The organism is Bacillus sp. BR3(2024), from assembly GCF_039134555.1.
Classification (GTDB): domain Bacteria; phylum Bacillota; class Bacilli; order Bacillales; family Bacillaceae_G; genus Bacillus_A; species Bacillus_A cereus.
This window is the reverse complement of sequence record NZ_CP152433.1, coordinates 2,561,209-2,577,839: the sequence shown is the minus strand read 5'-3', so window position 1 is coordinate 2,577,839 and position 16,631 is coordinate 2,561,209. Positions and strand designations below refer to the sequence as shown.

Below are 16,631 nucleotides of genomic sequence, written 5' to 3'. Positions count from 1 at the left end.
TTACATAAATATTTCTGCTTTTATAAAATAAAAGCAATTTAACAAGAAAATATGTAACGCATTAAAAATCAATATTTCCCTGTTAAACCACCTTTTTTAAATAGAAATACGACTGATAAAACGATAACAACAGCCTTCAAACTGCCCCAATATGGATAAATAGCATGATCTGTTAGACTAGCATATTGAAAAATATTCTCTAAACCGAAAATTCCTATCATGACTGCTAAAATGAATGAAGCTGATCCATACGTCCCGTTATGATAGAGGGTAAATAAATAGACTGCGAAAATTAGTGGTAAGATGATTTGTAGTACGATTATCATAGTTCGTCCCCCATATTATTTATAATTATATTATATACAAAATTGTAATAAAAAGGAATACGACTTATTTGATACTAACAGAACTACTCTAATCATATTCTTCTATAAAAAGAAGAAAAAGGGGTGTACAGTTAATTGACAAAAGTTAAAGTTAGTTTACGACCCATTGTTCATAATATAAATTTACCAACCGTATTGAAAACAACAATACTTCCAGGCGAATCGACCGAAAGACTATTTATCGCAACCCAATTAGGAGAGATTTTTTACATAGGGAATGGAGTTATAAAGATATTTTTAGATATTCGTCACCTAATTATTAAATTAGGTACATTTGAAGAAGGTGTTTCTAGTAGCGGTTATGATGAACGCGGATTGCTTGGACTTGCGTTCCATCCACAATTTTATCAAAATGGGTTATTTTATCTTCATTATTCAGTAGCTGGAACTCAAGGACCAGGTGCATTTTCTGAGCAATTTAAACCGAATCCTTGTGACCCTAAAACGTTAAATTTAAAGTGGGTTAATAGAAATACGCAATATGATCACATTGATACAGTAGAAGAATGGACTTTACAATCTAATGGTCAAGCTCAAAAGCGACGAACATTACTGAATGTAAGAAGACCATTTTTTAATCATAACGGAGTCAATAGTTTAAACTTTTCACCTGAGACTGGAAAACTTGTTTTTACAAATGGAGATGGCGGATCAGGTTATGATCCATTTAATTTAAGCCAAGATGATTTAGAAATAGCAGGTAAAATAATTGAAATCGATGTAAGTAAAAATACATTTATAAATAACCCTCCTGTAGTTACACGCTTCGATGAACTTCCTTTATCTATACAAGAAACACTTACAGTAATTGCAAAAGGAGTACGTAATATAACCGGCATTTCATTTCAAAGGTTTTATAATCAATATATCAAATACGCCGGAAATGTCGGACAAGATATTGTAGAGTCTATTTTTTCATTTGTTCAATATAAACCTATACCGGTTACAGAACTTGTTCAAATGCATTTTATGAGGCTCACTCCCAATCAAGATGGGTTTATCAATTTTGGTTGGAGAGGATGGGAAGGGGATTTACCTACTTCTTTTATACGGCATTGTTCCGAAAATCAGACTTTGGATGAAAGAACAATGACTTATTATGATGAAACAATACAAACTTCAGCGAGGCGTATTCTGCCTCTACTTAGTTATTTTCATCAAGATTCCAGACCCGATAAGTTTGGAGGAACTTCCCTTACAGGAGTTCAGCCATATATGGGAAATGCAATTCCAAATTTAACAGGTAGCGTAGTGTTTACTGACCTTGCTAAGAAAGAAGATTCTCGACCGCCAGTTAAAGGTGTTTTAGCCTATACTAGAGCAGGTACAGACGGTAAACATACTGACTTTCATGCTATTGAAACCAATTATGATTTTGGTACGCAAGCAGCTTATTATATGAGTTTAGGAACAAATTTGAATCAAACTAAATTATATTTAGGAGTTTACGGTTCTATGAAAGTAACTGATTTTAACAAAGGTACCATTTTTGAAATTATCCCTTAATACGATACAAATTATCAGTCTAAAAATATAATATAAGGAATTCATTCTGTTCCCAAAACGCACGACTTAACTTATCCCCCTAAAAATCTTCAATGTATGAGCATCTATTAACTTGCAGAAAGTAACTCATAAACCGTATGTGTACGAATAATATAGAAAGTAATGAATGAGGTGTCTTTAGGGGGGATTTTAATGAATCGGTTTGTACGTTATTGGTATCAACTGATGATAGAACATGATACGAGCTTTGTTCATAAAAGAAAATTGTCCCTTGCGAATAAGTTAGTACTTACAGCTTTGATGAGTACATTAGCCACCATGTTTCAAGCAGCAGGAAACCTAGTTCCTGGTATAGGTTTGCTCATTAGTCCATTTTCGACATTACCGATTTTTTTTGCTATTTTCTATTCTATTCGTGAGGGAATACTTTCTTATATTCTTACTATTTTTCTATTATTTATTATTGAGCCAAGTGAACTAATTATCTTTCCTTTTACTACAGGCTTATTAGGTCTAGCCTTAGGACTAGCCTTTTTAAAATTTAAGAGGAGAATTTGGATAGTTTCTTTTTCAGCAACGTGTCTACTTATAGGTATTATGATCGTTCTCGATGTTTTCCGTTTTCCGGTACTTGGTCCTACTGTTCATACAACTATGGACATGAAAATTATTTTATTAATATTTATACTGAGCTTTCTATATTGCTGGATTTATGCAGGTTTTTGCAGAATAATGATGAATAGATTATATAAAGTGTTGTATTGACAATGGCATAATGAGGATTGGAGATTGAATTCATGACTAACGTTGCAGTTAGAAGACCGAATTTGAATGATGTAGATGAACTATATTTATTTTTCCGTATCGTTATTACGAATACATACAAAAATGAAGGATTGTCACAATCATTGGATGACATAGAAAATGAAATTAACTCAAAAAAGCAGTATTTGAAAAGTGATTTTGATAGTAACGGAGAAGGTCGTTACTTTTTATTAGCAATTGATACAAGTAACGATAAAATCATTGGAACAATCGAAATCGGTCCAGCAAGTACATTGATTAATAGTTGTACAGGTGGTGTACTTAAAAATTTGTATGAAATAGGAACTGTATTCATACTTCCGGAGTATCAGAGAAAGGGAATAGGGAGTTTATTACTACATACAATGTTTCTTACATTACTTAGCAGAGGGATAACAGAATATTGTTTAGATAGTGGATATAAAAATGCGCAAAGTATATGGACGAAAAAGTTTGGAAAACCTAGCTATGTATTGAAAGATTACTGGGGAAAATCCAGCGATCATATGATTTGGAAGAAAAGTTTACATGATACACCTATAATATTTGAATTATAAAATGAAATATGCCTCTGAACATAGCTTTTCTTACTTATGTATGCTATTATTTATCTTTATAATAAAAGAGGACGTGAATGAACTTGATTAAAATTAATATTCCTGAAGCTGATGTTTCAATTACTGAACGTAAACAAGTTATTAAAGGAGACGAGCCAATCATTACTCCAATTAATGGATTTATCGATTTCCACTTGTTCCCTAGAGATAAAGGCGGCATTTTTATGTTTTACAATATTAATGACGAACTTCTTTTCGTAGGTAAAGCTCGTAAAATTAGACAACGTATTAAGAAGCATTTTGAAGATAATGTTTCACCAATTAAAAATCACCGTGATGAAGTATACCGCATTGATGCATGTATCGTAGAAGATCCAACAGAAAGAGAAATTTACGAAACATATATCATTAATGAATACAAAGCGAAATATAACGTTGATAAAGTATTTTACAAATAATCAACATTAATAAAAAACAATCCTAGCTAATATGCCAGGATTGTTTTTTATTTAGATTTATTCTTCATATCTTTCTCCTTTTTTCAAATGATTAGCAGCAACAAAACAGATTACACCTATAAATATAAGTACAATACCAACCGTTTTATGTTTTCCCTCAAAGAAAGGAATATCTGAAATAACATTTGTCATACATAGTCCTAAAAATACAAGGATAGGGCCCACCCAAAGTAATACATTACCGAATTTTGTGTGCTTCCACATAATAACCCTCCTTAACCCTCTTTACATATATATCCATAAATGAAAAGTAAATTCATAGAGAAATATAGTTTTTTTCATATCGAAAATTTAACCCTCATATATTGGTACAAGCAAAAGAGAAAGGAGACCATCATGAATTGGTTAGAAGCTTTCATACTAGGTATAATTCAAGGTTTAACAGAATTTTTACCAATCAGTAGTACCGGACATCTTTATTTAGGAAGGCATTTGTTCCGATTAGATGAGGCTGGCTTATTTTTAGATACGATGCTGCATATTGGGACTTTACTTGCGGTTTTTATTTATTACAAAAAAGAATTTATATATTTAATTAAAAACCCATTTTCAAAGCTCATGTTATTACTTATCGTTGGGACAATACCCGCAGTTGTTATTGGTTTATTGTTTAAAGACTTCTTTGAAGATATTTCAAAAACAGGAATCACGATCGGTTGGGAGTTTTTAGTGACCGGATTCTTTCTCTACATGGCAGATAAACAAAAGAATGGTCGTAAAAAAATGGATGACATAACATATAAAGACGCATTAATTATCGGTTCATTTCAAGCTGCTGCTATTTTTCCAGCCATTTCTCGTTCTGGAATGACAATTGTCGCTGCATTATGGAGAAAATTAGATCGTGAAACAGCTGCTTACTTTTCTTTTTTACTTTCGACACCAGCCATTGTTGGAGCTATCATTTTGCAATTTGTAGACGTTTTTCAAGGGAAAGCAGAATCTATTTCTAGTACATCTTTAATTGTCGGAACGTTATCAGCAGCGTTTTTTGGATACATAGCCGTTTCATGGATGATTCAATATTTAAAACGTCACTCCTTAAAAGTATTCGCGTATTACGTATGGGGATTAGGTATTTTAATTTTAACTTTGCAATTTACTGATGTATTTTAAGTATAATGATAAAGAAGTTAATTAGTTTAAGATCCTGTTTCATTCATACAAGGCAGGATCTCTTTTTATTAAGGGGGAAAATATGTTTAATAAGGCTATCGTTATTGGTGGAAGTATGGCAGGAAAGTTTGCAGCAAAAGCATTATCAACTTTTTTTAAAGAAGTAATCATTTTAGAAGTCGGTGAAAAATGGGATGGAAAAGCTTCAAGAAAAAGAGTTCCACAAAGTAATCATCCTCACGTGTTATTAAAAGGTGGAGAAAAAGCAATTGAAGAATTGTTTCCTACTATTACGAATGAATTAATAGAAGCGGGTAGTATTATAAACAACTTTACACGTGATTTGAAATGGCATCAATTCGGTCTATGGAAACAACCGTTCATAGGGGAAGTACATATGATTCAACAAAGTCGTCCTTTACTAGAATGGCATATTCAAAAACGAATACATCAAATTTCAAATATTACTATTAAATATGAAACATTGGTTAAAGGGTTATTGGTAGATGAAAAGCTTAACAAAGTGTGTGGAGTAAAAGTTAAATATTTAGAGACAGACATACAAGAAGAAGTTCATGCAGACCTTGTAGTTGATGCGAGTGGATTTGGCTCAAAAAGTATAGAGTGGTTACGAGAATACGAAATTGAAGTAGAAGAAGAGAAAGTTCGTATTGATTTATTTTACGCAACGAAAATGTTCAAACTTAAAGAAAATGAGAAATTAGACTGTTGCAATGTGCTAATGTCTCCGAGTTTCCCTGATAACCCTTATGGCGTTCTTATTCAAACGATAGAAGATAATCGTTATTTTGTTACTTTCAGTGGATACGCAAACGAGAAAGCACCACAAACAGATGATGAGTTTTATGATTTTGCTGAAAACCTATCAATTTCTAATGTTACAGACTTCCTAAACAAGGCTGAGGGAATTACTGATATAAAGACATACAAAATTCCCTATCAAGTACGCCGGCGATTTGATTTAGTAAATAATGTACCAGAAGGCTTATTAGTTGTTGGAGATGCGCAATGTCGTTTTGATCCCGTTTTCGGCCAAGGCGTATCAGTTGCTGCTATGGAGGCTCACCAGTTGCAATTACTTCTGCAAGGTAGAAAACAACTTGATAAAACATTTACACAACAATTTTATAAAAAGGCAGCTAATATAATAGAAACCCCATGGGATATGACAACAACGGAAATATCACGTCATCCGCAACTAAAGAGAGAATTAACTACAAAACAAAAATTTCAGCTATGGTATACGAAACAAATATATCGACTATCCGCAAGTAATTCTGATGTTTATATTCGGTTAGTACGAGTGATGAATTTAATTCGTAGTCCATTTCATCTTTTTCATCCGAAAGTGCTACTATCTGTATTACTTAATCGAAAGTAATAGCAGGAATATAATTGATTAAAAAAGAATGTATAACAGTTAGTAAATCTAGAAGGAGAATACGGGATGGAAATATACATAGAGCAACTAAAGAAACAAGATGCTAAGGATTTATTTACGTTTGAACTTACGAATAAATCTTTTTTTGAAACAATGGTGCCAAATCGTGGCTCAAAATATTTTGAATTTGAATATTTCCAAAAACTACTAGACGATTTATTAATAGAACAAGCAGATGGAGATTCTTATTTTTATTTAATTCGTAATGAAGAAAAAGAAATTGTAGGGCGAATTAATTTAGTAGATATAGATACGGAAACTCAAATTAGTTCGCTGGGGTATCGGGTCGGAGAAAAATTTACTAAAAAAGGAGTTGCTACAGCAGCCGTAAAATTAATTTTAGATGTAGCGAAAAATAATGAAATTACTGAAGTTCATGCTAAAACAACTACTAATAATCTCGCATCACAAATTGTACTAGAAAAAAGCGGATTTTCTTCTTATCAAAACGAATCAGATACAACTTCTGTAGAATTAAATGGAGAACATGTGAAGTTTGTACACTATATTTGGAGAAATACTTCACGCTTATAATAAGGAGGACTTATTCATGAATGATTTACGTTATCCAATTGGCCAATTTACATACAAACGTCCTATAACTGAAGAAATGATTGATACATGGATTCAAGAAATTGAAGATTTACCAAATGAACTAACAAAGGCAATTAAAGATTTAGATCAGAAGCAGTTAGATACACCATATCGCGTTGGAGGTTGGACTGTACGTCAAGTAGTTCATCACGTCGTTGATAGTCATATGAATAGCTACATACGCTTTAAATTAGCACTGACAGAAAAGAATCCCACTATTAAGCCGTATAAAGAAGAGAAGTGGGCAGAGTTACCCGATTCAAAATTACCGGTAGATGTTTCACTAGTAATGCTAGATTCATTACATAAAAGATGGGTTAACCTTTTATATTCTCTAGAAATTGAAGATTTAGAAAAGACATTTAACCATCCTGAAACTGGTGAAACAAAACTTGCTGTTGCAATAGGACTATACGCATGGCACGGACGGCATCATACAGCTCATATAACTTCATTAAGAAAGCGACTAAATTGGTAACATGGAGATTACATTAGAGAAGGCGACAGAAACTGATGCAGAAGTTATATTTCAAATGCAAATAGACTCATTTAGCTCTTTATTACATAAATATAAAGACTATGAAACAAATCCAGCAAATGAAACTATTGAAAAAACTATTTTTAGAATAAATAATCCCAGCAGTAATTTTTATAAGGTGATAATAGATTCGAAACTTGTTGGAGCGATATGTATATCCGCAAAAGAACTACCTTATAAATTTTGGATTAGTCCAATGTTTATTCATCCAATCTATCAAGGGAAAGGAATTGCTCAGAAGGTACTTATTTTAATTGAAGAAATGTTTCCAGAAGCACGAAGTTTTGAACTTGCTACGATTTTAGAAGAAGAAAGAAATTGTTTTCTATACGAGAAAATGGGGTATAAAAGAACAGAAGTAATAAAGAAATTAAATGATAAAACTACACTTGTTTATTACAAAAAAGAAAGGTAAAGCATTTAAAATACGCTTTACCTTTTTATGTTATTTTAGATTAAATATACAAAAACAATGTATGTTCTTCCAAGATACTCGGGTTAGTAATTTCGAAAATGAATAAAGATACAAAAAACACTACTTTGTCGTAAAGGTTACTAGCGCTTTTTGAATGCTTAAAATACTATCGTCACCTTTAAATTCTTTCGTAATTGGTTCCTCCATACTAGACACCCAAATTTTAAGTTCTGCATCTAAATCAAAATGCCCAGCCGTTTCGATGCTATATTGTGTAATACTTTTATAAGGAATAGAATGGTATTCTGTTTTTTTGCCAGTTACTCCTTGTTTATCTACTAATATAAGACGACGATTTGTAAATACGATTAGATCACGAATTAATTTATAAGCATGCTCTACTTTTTCATCGTCTAGCATAATCTTCTCTAAATCACGTTCTACACTTTCAGAACTCGTATTTGATGCATTTCCTAAAATACCGCTAAATAAACCCATATTAAATTCCTCCTTTAATATATGTGGAATGAATTACTTATATTGTAACATGTTACTCACAAAGATATTATGACATTACTTTAGTAGTTTCTGGTTATTGTTGTAATTCATTTATATAACTTCATCCTAATATCTTATGCTAATATGAAATTAAGAAAAGAGAAGCAGAGGGATATAGTATGAAAAATATCGGTTTAGTATTAGAAGGCGGAGGAATGAAAGGTTTATATACTGCAGGCGTACTCGAATATTTCATGGAAAAGAACTTATTCTTCCCTTATGTAGTTGGCGTATCCGCTGGAGCTTGTATGGGAGCAACCTATTTGTCGCGTCAACAAGGGAGAAATAAGAAAGTAAATACAGAGCTAGTATCAGATTACAGGTATATATCTTATCGAAACTTAATTCGAAAACGTGAATTATTCGGAATGGATTTTTTATTTGATGAAGTACCTAATAAAATTGTACCATTTGATTTTCAAACTTTCTTAAACTGTAATGAACAGTTTGTTATAGGGACAACTGATTGCGAATCAGGACAAGCCATTTATTATAATAAAGCAGAACACGGAAATGATATTTTAAAAATCATTCGTGCATCTAGCTCTGTGCCGTTTATAGCACCTGCTGTAGAATATAATAATCGAAAATTATTAGATGGAGGGATTATAGACCCTATACCTGTTTTGAAAGCCCAAAAGGATGGTTATGAAAAGAACGTTGTAATTATGACAAAGCCAGAAGGATATGAGAAGCAGCGAAATAAATTTTCAGGCCTGGCTAAAATTTTATATAGAAAATATCCGAAAATCGCAGAGAATTTAGTAAACCATTATCGTTTTTATAATGAGACGATATCTTATATGAATCAAGAAGAACAAAAAGATAATTTTTATGTAATTCAGCCAAGTGTACAGCTTCCTATAAGCGGAATAGAAAGAAATAAGGAAAAGCTTGTTAATCTATATAATCTTGGGTATATCGATGCTCAATATCATTATGAAAACTTATTAAATTGGATAGAGAAATAAAGGAGGAGAAAGTTGAAGTTAGGAAAACAAATTATTTTTAAGGAATTGCAGAAAATGCATAGTCCACTTCATAAACCGTTTCCTTATCGTGCTACAGCAAAATTGCAACGAGACCTAAAAAGTAAATTTACCGAAGATGACTGTATAAACGCTGATTTTAATCATTATTGGATGCATACAGCAGCTACTTTAAATTCTATACTAAATGGAAACGAACAGAACATTACGTTTCAACAAATAAAGTGGTTAAGAAAATCGTTTTTTGAGTGGTTTCCGTAATATCGTTTTCTAGAAACAGAAATTGTGAATTATCCCATTTTGTATAGAGATTTCATAAGTTATGAGAAGACCAGGAAGCTATTACTTTATTATCTTACTGAATAAAAGCGAAAACGTACAGGTTACATTACTTGTACGTTTTTTTGTTCATAAAACATTCAATATTAACAACTAGTTTATATAGGAATTCTAATGAGAAGAAAGAAGTACATATAATAGAATGATACAGGGAGGAGAGAGGAATAGCTGTTTTACTTTAAGTTATTGTCCAACTCGAATACAGTTAGTTATTTATGTTAATATATTTCGAGTGAAATCAAGCTTTAAACAAAATAAGTCAACAATGCAGAAGGGACAACATTAACATGGAAAACGTATCAAAAATAGATAAATTGGAATCAATAAAATCTTTACAGTCAACAATCCGTAAACTTGAAAATGCCTTATCACAGATGACTCAAAAGGGCTCAAATACTACTTTAGTGAAAAAAAGACTCAAAGCAGCTAGTATCGGCTTAGCTATGTTAGAAAGTGTTTGGAAGCAAGAAACTCATCATTATACTCAGGAAGATTTAGCAGAAGCTCGTAATGTTCTGATTGGTTTGCTTCCATCAATTGAAAAGATTTACGATAAGTCAAAGCTTGGGAGTCCTCAAAGAACACTTTTAGAAAGAAGAATAAAATCATTGGAACTTTCTATTCAAGCGATTGATCATTTCTCTAATCAATAACTTCTCTAAACACATTACTTACGACTACTTTTATATAGGGATTCTAATGAAAAAACTACATATAGAGTACTACAAAAGAGGAAGAGAGGTGACTTCGATCATTAGTCATAAGTTAGAGCAGCTTAAAAATCAATTAAAGAATGGAAACGAAAAAGCTCTTTATACTTTTTTGCATGAAATCAAATCATACACTACTAATAGAACTATGCCCTATAGATAATCAGTATAAACTTATAACGTATATATGGTTAGGCAATCAAAATACTGAAAATGTTTATGTATTCGGTAGTTTTCCTGGTTGGGATCTGTCTGTAAATCAATTACAACGATTGTTACAGACAGATATTTGGTATGTTACGTTTAGAACAAATAAGAGTTTTATTTCAACTTATTATTTTACAGTAAATGATTTTTTCGAAAATAATTGGATAAAGCGTAGTGAACAGTATCGATTAGACCCATTTAATAAAAATACATTTGGAGAAGGTACCAATAAAGCGTCTGTGTTAAAAATAAGTATGGACATGCAGTATAGCAGTCGTTTCCCTTCAAATCATTATCCATCTGGGAGAATTGAAACATATTCTTTTCATAGTTCGATTTTAAATAACACACGTAAAATTCATATTTATACGCCTCATGATTATTCTCACACTCCACATCTTCAAGAACTTCTCATTGTATTTGATGGGAATTCATTCATTCAGAGCCTTTTAATTGAAAAAACACTTAATTATTTAATTTACGAAAAAGAAATCCCATCTTGCATTGCTGTTGCTATAGATCCTGTCGATCGATTAGAAGAGCTAACTTATAACGATAAAATGAATACATTTTTAACAAAGGAATTACTTCCGTGGATTCAATCTAAGTATCACGTTTATCAAGAAAGGAATCATACAACAATTGCTGGTTTCAGTCTTGGTGGCTTAGCAGCTTTTTATGCAGCACTTCAAAATCCACATGTTTTCGGAAATGTGTTGTCAATGTCTGGATCCGTACATTGGAAAAAGGATAATTATGAAAATACAATTCCTTGGATTGAAAATCAAATTTTATCAATAAATTCTAATACGACTCATCTACATTCTTACATAGCAGTAGGTGAACTCGAAAACGAACCTCTTTTAACGGCTAATAGACGGCTATATAAAGCTTTAGAAGAAATGAAACACCACAAACCACTTAAGAAGAGTTTCAAGGCGGACATGATAGCGTATGGTGGCGAGAAAAGCTATTCGATGGATTAAGGGCATTAGAATTTACAAAAACGACATTAGAAAATAAAAAGGAGAGAGAATCTATGAATCAAGAAGAACTAGATAAAAAACTAAAAAAGCAAGAGATTTTAGTAAAAGATGAGAAAGTTTGGTCCTATACGTATGAAGATCATATTAGTTCTATCGTTAAAGAAGCAGAAAAGAAAGGGTCTTTTGATAATTTACCTGGTAAAGGGAAACCTCTTAATCTTGATAAAGATCTTTCGTACAATCCTGAAAAGCAACTTTATAGAACTTTAGCAAATAATCACGTTTTACCTAGGTGGATTGAGCTTTCAAAAGAAATTGACGATTTAAAAGAAAAGCTAAAAGAAAATACAAATACTGCAGAAGCAGCGGATTTAATTCGAACTATTAATAAAAAGGTATTAGAACATAATCTACTTTGTCCACCAAGCGCGCAAAAAATGAGGGTGAAAATGGATTTTTAACGATTTTCAATTAAGCTATCGCTTACTATATAATTAAGTTAGGCATTTTCAATTCATTACTAAAAGGAGGCAAATATAGTGAAGAATACGTATCAACTTCAAATTCCGAAAGAACTAGAACAGTATCGTAGTATTTTAGAAGAAAGTGTGAAACCGTATGTTAAAGTGTCTGGAACGCAAGCAGAGACAACGCTTTTTGAAAGTAAGTTTGGTGGATATCCGTATTTACCTATAGATCAAGAGCATCCTAAAGACTCAAACGGACAACCTATGATGCTACTTGCGCAGTTAAACCTTGAAGAAATACCAAACATTGAACATATGCCTCAACATGGAATGTTACAGTTTTTCATAAGTGCTGAAGAAGATCTTTTTGGAGCAGATTTTGATCATCCCACAACCCAAAAAGACTTTCGAATTGTTTATCATTCTACAATCACAGCGGATTTAACTAAGGTGATTACTGATTTTAGTTATTTAAACACTTTAGATTTAGAGAATTTTATCATACCCAAAGCAGCAAAACTAAAGTTTGAGTTGGCATATCAACCAGTAACACCAAGAGATTATCGATTTGAAATGATTTTTAATGATAACATTGATTGGGAAGAAATTGTTGATGAAGAAAATAATACAGAATTAGGCGAACTGTATGATGATTTATGTAAGGATCAAGGACATAAAATTGGTGGTTATCCATTTTTCACACAGACAGATCCAAGGGAATGGGAAGAAAAATACCAGCAACATGACATATTATTGATGCAAATCGATACAGACGATTCATTAAATATTATGTGGGGTGATTCTGGGGTTGCTAATTTCTTTATACGTAAGGAAGATTTGTTAAATCTAGATTTTTCCAATGTCATTTACAATTGGGATTGTTACTAGAAGATATAAATAAAATAATAGCAAACAAAAAATCTTCCTGAAGGTGAGGAGGATTTTTTTATGTTAAAAATAAGCGTTATGTTAACTAGAATAAAAAACAATGAGTGTAATGAAAGTCAAGTCTAAATGACAGAAATAACAACAAATAATGTAAAGTTGTAAAACATGTGCAAATAGCAATTAATTCATTAAGTAAAACATAAAATAAAATTACTAATTTATATTTTGTATAGAAATAATTTTTCTGTATAAAAATTTCTTGCCAATCAAAAATGTTTTTAATTCGTTAAATCTTAAGCGATTATTGATTAAGATTTGCTGTGATGAATTTATAACAAATAAAAACGATAAAAACTGAAGAAATTTGTTTAGATAAGATTTAATGTAAATCTCACCAAAAATCTCCGTTTCGTCTCATTAAGTATAGTTTACTTGGGTTTTGATACCTGGTATTGCTTTGTTTCTATAACTGCCTATAATATATATTATGTTAACTAACTTTAAATAATAAACTTATTATAGGTAAGTTAGTTTTTGTGATTAGCCTCCCCTCGTTCTTTTTAATCATTCTGTGTGATGGATTGTTTAGTTATTTATTTTATAAGTTGTTGATGAAAATGTCTCCAGATATAAATTATATTTAAGACAATAAAAAATGCAATTCGTTTTAACTGAACACATTAAACGAATTGCATTGATATGATTCATAATAAGTTTTTAAAATTAGTTTGCTACAGCAATTGCTTCGATTTCAATTAAAAAGTTATCGTTAATTAACTTTCTAACTTCTACAGCTGAACTTGCTGGTGGATTTTTAGTATCAATGTATTGATCTCGTATATCTCTAACAGTGGCCATTTGAGAAATATCTGTTAGGAAATCGGAATTAAGATTTAATAATGTTAATTTTACTACATCATTAAATCTTAATTCCGAAGTTTCTAATGCACTTTTAATATTTTCGAAAACTTGTCGCGTTTGTGTAGCTAAATCACCAATGCCAACTATTTGACCATCAGTGTTAATCGCTACTTGTCCAGATATGTAAATTGTTCGTTTAGCGTTACTAACTTCCACTACATGTGAATATCCAGAAGTTGGTGGCATCGTTTCTGGATTGATAAATTTCTTTTGCAAGGTGTCTCTCTCCTTTTTTATCAAGACAATTGTAAAATCTATGTATTTACTATATTCAATCAATAAAATTAAGAATCCTTTATGATTTAAAAATAAAAAACCTTAGAATAGCTATCTTCATACCTATTCTAAGGTTTTTTAGGATTTTATATTTAGTTATCGCTAGTGGACATTGTTAAATTAATCTTTTCATAATCTCTTTTAAATTGATTATCATTTTTTAGCCAACGTTTGAAAGCCGATTCGCTTATTTCTAAATTTGAACAAGTTATAGCATTACATTTATTTTTCATATATTCTTCAAGGAAACTTTGTTTTCTTTGCTTAACAGCAGTTTGAGTTTGTTTTAATTTTCGATCTTGTAATTGATCTAAACTCAGACTTTCTTTCTGAAACACTTCATATTTTCTATGCAAATAAATATCTTTGTCTTTATAAATCCAATTTGAAAATAGTTGTATTGATTTTCTTCCAGATAAAATAACACGATAATGTTTGTTTTGATTTAGTAAATCGGCTCGTAAATTGCGATTTTGAAGAATTTGATGTAAAGAATTCATAAAGTTATATGATCCACCTACGAAATTAACTGTATAAGTTTCATACTTGACGTAACCATCCCCATCAAAATATCCACGAACAAAATGATGTAAATATTCTTCTGGTACTAAAGGAAATTCAATGTTAAAAGATTTACATGGCATGATTCCGTGAATATTCATTAGATCGTCTTTTATTACTTTACTATTAATGTTTAGCATATATACGCCTGTTTTTTTGTTTTGATAAAGTGGCTGGTTTGTTTTTAGTTCTTTTTTTATATCTTCTAAAATATAACTTTCTTTTTGAGATATACTGACACATTGCTTTTCTTTCTGTATAACACCATCTGCTGCTATAAACCCTAAAATATAAGCCATATTGTTTGACCACGTTTTAAAATAATCTTCTGTTATGTCATACTTTCTCTTCCAACTCCCTATAGCGCGTCTTGGTACGTTATTGTCTGATAAAACCATACGAATATACCTTGCAGACACATTAGCAAGCATGACGATTTCTGAGGTGCTCTTCCCTTCAGTATACAAATGCATGATTTCAGATTTTGATAGTTTACATTTTGATTTCTTTTTTCGCTCTATGTGCACTTACATCCTCTCCTTCCTTTCTTTTATTAGAGACATATTTTCTTCTATAACATACAACGAAACGTATGTTCTTTGTTGCGTATAAGAAGGAATTTACTAAATAAAAACAATTTACATGTACTTAATATTTGTTTTAGCTGCCACTGTGCAATTTGTACTTTATAGATACAAATAATGAATTTGACGAATTTATGAAATACAAGGCAATTTAGATGAAAGGTAAAATAATATAGTTTAAACTACAAATAGCTACAATAACAACATACATAAATTGTTAATCGTAAAAAGGAGAACGAATGAATAAGAAATATACAAATCAAATTCATACTGATATGAGTTTTAAACCGAAAGATATTATAAGTTTAATGACGGATTACTTTAAAATAAAATCAAAGCTGCGTCCTATAAAGGATTTGCCTATCGTTTTATCAAATAAAGATAATGAATCGTTAGAGAGTGTTACATGGTTTGGCCATTCTGCTTCTCTTTTGAAAATAGAAGGTAAAAAACTATTATTGGACCCTATGTTTGGAGATGCCTCTTCCCCATTTCCTTTGTTTAATAGTAAACGCTATAGTGGTACTTTTTCTTTAGAACGTGATGACCTTCAAGAAATTGATGCGATTATCATTTCTCATAATCACTATGATCATTTGAATTACAAAAGTATTATGCAGTTAAAAGATCGCGCAAAGCACTTTTATGTTCCAACTGGAGTTGCACAATATCTTATTAAATGGGGTGTTTCGCCTAGTAAAATTAGTGAACATAATTGGTGGGACGAAATTACGTTTGATAATATTAAGTTAGTATGTGCGCCTGCAAGGCATTTCTCGGGACGTGGTATGACAGATAGAGATCGTTCATTATGGTGTTCATGGCTTATTCTTGGTCAAGAGACTAAAATTTTCTTTAGTGGTGATAGCGGTTATGCCCCTCACTTTAAGGAAATTGGTGATAAATACGGTCCATTCGATCTTACATTAATGGAATGCGGGCAATATGATCCGAGGTGGTCTGCTATTCATATGTTGCCTGAAGAAACGGTACAAGCTCATATTGATGTTAAAGGAGAATTACTTCTTCCGATTCATTGGGGTGCCTTTACGTTAGCATTACACGAATGGAGTGACCCGATAGAACGTATTACGAAAGAAGCTAACCGTTTAGGAGTTAAAATTACAACGCCTCAAATTGGTGAATCTATTACGTTAAAATCTACAAATTATCCTTCATCCGCTTGGTGGAAGGAAATTTAATTTTAAAATATAAAAAGAGCGAATCCTCTTATAAAGAATTCGCTCTT

Annotated in this window: 17 protein-coding genes and 3 pseudogenes; 15 read left to right on the top strand and 5 right to left on the bottom strand. The window is 31.4% G+C overall.

Annotated features, from left to right (window positions below; translation table 11 throughout):
- Positions 1 to 68: 68 nt before the first annotated feature.
- Positions 69 to 326, bottom strand: coding sequence for a hypothetical protein (locus V7S45_RS13285; protein WP_000587696.1), 258 nt, complete (start codon positions 324 to 326; stop codon positions 69 to 71).
- A gap of 135 nt (positions 327 to 461) precedes the next feature.
- On the opposite strand from V7S45_RS13285, the gene V7S45_RS13280 reads away from it, so the two are divergent.
- From V7S45_RS13280 to V7S45_RS13265, 4 genes are all read left to right on the top strand, one after another.
- A complete protein-coding gene (locus V7S45_RS13280) occupies positions 462 to 1,892 on the top strand; it encodes a PQQ-dependent sugar dehydrogenase (RefSeq protein WP_088344339.1) in 1,431 nt (476 codons plus the stop codon).
- 192 nt (positions 1,893 to 2,084) lie between these two features.
- Entirely contained in the window at positions 2,085 to 2,657 is a 573-nt protein-coding gene (locus tag V7S45_RS13275; RefSeq protein WP_088344340.1) for a hypothetical protein, read from the top strand.
- A gap of 32 nt (positions 2,658 to 2,689) precedes the next feature.
- Positions 2,690 to 3,253, top strand: a complete 564-nt coding sequence (locus V7S45_RS13270) for a GNAT family N-acetyltransferase (protein WP_088344341.1) — start codon at positions 2,690 to 2,692, stop codon at positions 3,251 to 3,253.
- 77 nt (positions 3,254 to 3,330) lie between these two features.
- A complete protein-coding gene (locus V7S45_RS13265; RefSeq protein ID WP_001048941.1) occupies positions 3,331 to 3,711 on the top strand; it encodes a nucleotide excision repair endonuclease in 381 nt (126 codons plus the stop codon).
- A gap of 57 nt (positions 3,712 to 3,768) precedes the next feature.
- Here the strand turns inward: V7S45_RS13265 and V7S45_RS13260 are convergent, their stop codons facing one another.
- Positions 3,769 to 3,975, bottom strand: coding sequence for a hypothetical protein (locus V7S45_RS13260; protein WP_000265477.1), 207 nt, complete (start codon positions 3,973 to 3,975; stop codon positions 3,769 to 3,771).
- A 132-nt stretch (positions 3,976 to 4,107) separates the two neighbouring features.
- On the opposite strand from V7S45_RS13260, the gene V7S45_RS13255 reads away from it, so the two are divergent.
- From V7S45_RS13255 to V7S45_RS13235, 5 genes and pseudogenes are all read left to right on the top strand, one after another.
- Positions 4,108 to 4,887: an undecaprenyl-diphosphate phosphatase gene (locus V7S45_RS13255; RefSeq protein ID WP_071713694.1), complete on the top strand. Its 780-nt coding sequence runs from the start codon at positions 4,108 to 4,110 to the stop codon at positions 4,885 to 4,887.
- 82 nt (positions 4,888 to 4,969) lie between these two features.
- On the top strand, positions 4,970 to 6,289 hold the full coding sequence (locus tag V7S45_RS13250; protein WP_342761899.1) for an FAD-dependent monooxygenase: 1,320 nt from the start codon (positions 4,970 to 4,972) through the stop codon (positions 6,287 to 6,289).
- 66 nt (positions 6,290 to 6,355) lie between these two features.
- Positions 6,356 to 6,883, top strand: coding sequence for a GNAT family N-acetyltransferase (locus V7S45_RS13245; RefSeq protein ID WP_000409236.1), 528 nt, complete (start codon positions 6,356 to 6,358; stop codon positions 6,881 to 6,883).
- Positions 6,884 to 6,899: 16 nt separating this feature from the next.
- Positions 6,900 to 7,421 carry a YfiT family bacillithiol transferase gene (locus V7S45_RS13240; protein ID WP_000999070.1) on the top strand — a complete coding sequence of 174 codons (522 nt, stop codon included), beginning with the start codon at positions 6,900 to 6,902 and terminating at the stop codon, positions 7,419 to 7,421.
- 1 nt (position 7,422) lies between these two features.
- A pseudogene (locus V7S45_RS13235) lies at positions 7,423 to 7,896 on the top strand (GNAT family N-acetyltransferase); the annotation flags it as partial.
- A 120-nt stretch (positions 7,897 to 8,016) separates the two neighbouring features.
- Here V7S45_RS13235 and V7S45_RS13230 read toward each other — a convergent pair.
- Complete coding sequence (locus V7S45_RS13230) at positions 8,017 to 8,394, bottom strand: PH domain-containing protein (RefSeq protein ID WP_000522476.1); 378 nt, start codon at positions 8,392 to 8,394, stop codon at positions 8,017 to 8,019.
- Between the two features lie 179 nt (positions 8,395 to 8,573).
- Between V7S45_RS13230 and V7S45_RS13225 the strand changes: the two genes are divergently transcribed.
- From V7S45_RS13225 to V7S45_RS13205, 5 genes and pseudogenes are all read left to right on the top strand, one after another.
- Complete coding sequence (locus V7S45_RS13225; RefSeq protein WP_088344344.1) at positions 8,574 to 9,425, top strand: patatin family protein; 852 nt, start codon at positions 8,574 to 8,576, stop codon at positions 9,423 to 9,425.
- A gap of 12 nt (positions 9,426 to 9,437) precedes the next feature.
- Positions 9,438 to 9,809: pseudogene (locus tag V7S45_RS13220) on the top strand (YxiJ-like family protein).
- A gap of 260 nt (positions 9,810 to 10,069) precedes the next feature.
- Positions 10,070 to 10,435, top strand: coding sequence for a hypothetical protein (locus V7S45_RS13215; RefSeq protein WP_000432659.1), 366 nt, complete (start codon positions 10,070 to 10,072; stop codon positions 10,433 to 10,435).
- Positions 10,436 to 10,523: 88 nt separating this feature from the next.
- Positions 10,524 to 12,146 (top strand): annotated as a pseudogene (locus V7S45_RS13210) (DnaJ family domain-containing protein).
- A 78-nt stretch (positions 12,147 to 12,224) separates the two neighbouring features.
- Positions 12,225 to 13,040, top strand: a complete 816-nt coding sequence (locus V7S45_RS13205; protein ID WP_088344348.1) for a YwqG family protein — start codon at positions 12,225 to 12,227, stop codon at positions 13,038 to 13,040.
- Between the two features lie 723 nt (positions 13,041 to 13,763).
- Here the strand turns inward: V7S45_RS13205 and V7S45_RS13200 are convergent.
- Both V7S45_RS13200 and V7S45_RS13195 read right to left on the bottom strand, forming a co-directional pair.
- Positions 13,764 to 14,177 carry a RidA family protein gene (locus V7S45_RS13200; protein WP_342761898.1) on the bottom strand — a complete coding sequence of 138 codons (414 nt, stop codon included), beginning with the start codon at positions 14,175 to 14,177 and terminating at the stop codon, positions 13,764 to 13,766.
- Between the two features lie 152 nt (positions 14,178 to 14,329).
- On the bottom strand, positions 14,330 to 15,325 hold the full coding sequence (locus V7S45_RS13195) for an LAGLIDADG family homing endonuclease (RefSeq protein ID WP_342761897.1): 996 nt from the start codon (positions 15,323 to 15,325) through the stop codon (positions 14,330 to 14,332).
- A gap of 296 nt (positions 15,326 to 15,621) precedes the next feature.
- Here V7S45_RS13195 and V7S45_RS13190 point away from each other — a divergent pair, with 296 nt between their 5' ends.
- Positions 15,622 to 16,584, top strand: coding sequence for an MBL fold metallo-hydrolase (locus V7S45_RS13190; protein ID WP_001037060.1), 963 nt, complete (start codon positions 15,622 to 15,624; stop codon positions 16,582 to 16,584).
- The last annotated feature ends 47 nt before the right edge of the window (positions 16,585 to 16,631 follow it).

What these genes read in the sequence shown, in the direction of transcription:
- V7S45_RS13275 (WP_088344340.1), top strand. Translation starts at nt 2,085, where the DNA reads ATGAATCGGTTTGTACGTTATTGGTATCAACTGATGATAGAACATGAT.
- V7S45_RS13215 (WP_000432659.1), top strand. Translation starts at nt 10,070, where the DNA reads ATGGAAAACGTATCAAAAATAGATAAATTGGAATCAATAAAATCTTTA.
- V7S45_RS13230 (WP_000522476.1), bottom strand. Translation starts at nt 8,394, where the DNA reads ATGGGTTTATTTAGCGGTATTTTAGGAAATGCATCAAATACGAGTTCT.
- V7S45_RS13255 (WP_071713694.1), top strand. Translation starts at nt 4,108, where the DNA reads ATGAATTGGTTAGAAGCTTTCATACTAGGTATAATTCAAGGTTTAACA.
- V7S45_RS13265 (WP_001048941.1), top strand. Translation starts at nt 3,331, where the DNA reads ATGAACTTGATTAAAATTAATATTCCTGAAGCTGATGTTTCAATTACT.
- V7S45_RS13225 (WP_088344344.1), top strand. Translation starts at nt 8,574, where the DNA reads ATGAAAAATATCGGTTTAGTATTAGAAGGCGGAGGAATGAAAGGTTTA.
- V7S45_RS13285 (WP_000587696.1), bottom strand. Translation starts at nt 326, where the DNA reads ATGATAATCGTACTACAAATCATCTTACCACTAATTTTCGCAGTCTAT.
- V7S45_RS13250 (WP_342761899.1), top strand. Translation starts at nt 4,970, where the DNA reads ATGTTTAATAAGGCTATCGTTATTGGTGGAAGTATGGCAGGAAAGTTT.
- V7S45_RS13240 (WP_000999070.1), top strand. Translation starts at nt 6,900, where the DNA reads ATGAATGATTTACGTTATCCAATTGGCCAATTTACATACAAACGTCCT.
- V7S45_RS13190 (WP_001037060.1), top strand. Translation starts at nt 15,622, where the DNA reads ATGAATAAGAAATATACAAATCAAATTCATACTGATATGAGTTTTAAA.
- V7S45_RS13270 (WP_088344341.1), top strand. Translation starts at nt 2,690, where the DNA reads ATGACTAACGTTGCAGTTAGAAGACCGAATTTGAATGATGTAGATGAA.
- V7S45_RS13260 (WP_000265477.1), bottom strand. Translation starts at nt 3,975, where the DNA reads ATGTGGAAGCACACAAAATTCGGTAATGTATTACTTTGGGTGGGCCCT.
- V7S45_RS13245 (WP_000409236.1), top strand. Translation starts at nt 6,356, where the DNA reads ATGGAAATATACATAGAGCAACTAAAGAAACAAGATGCTAAGGATTTA.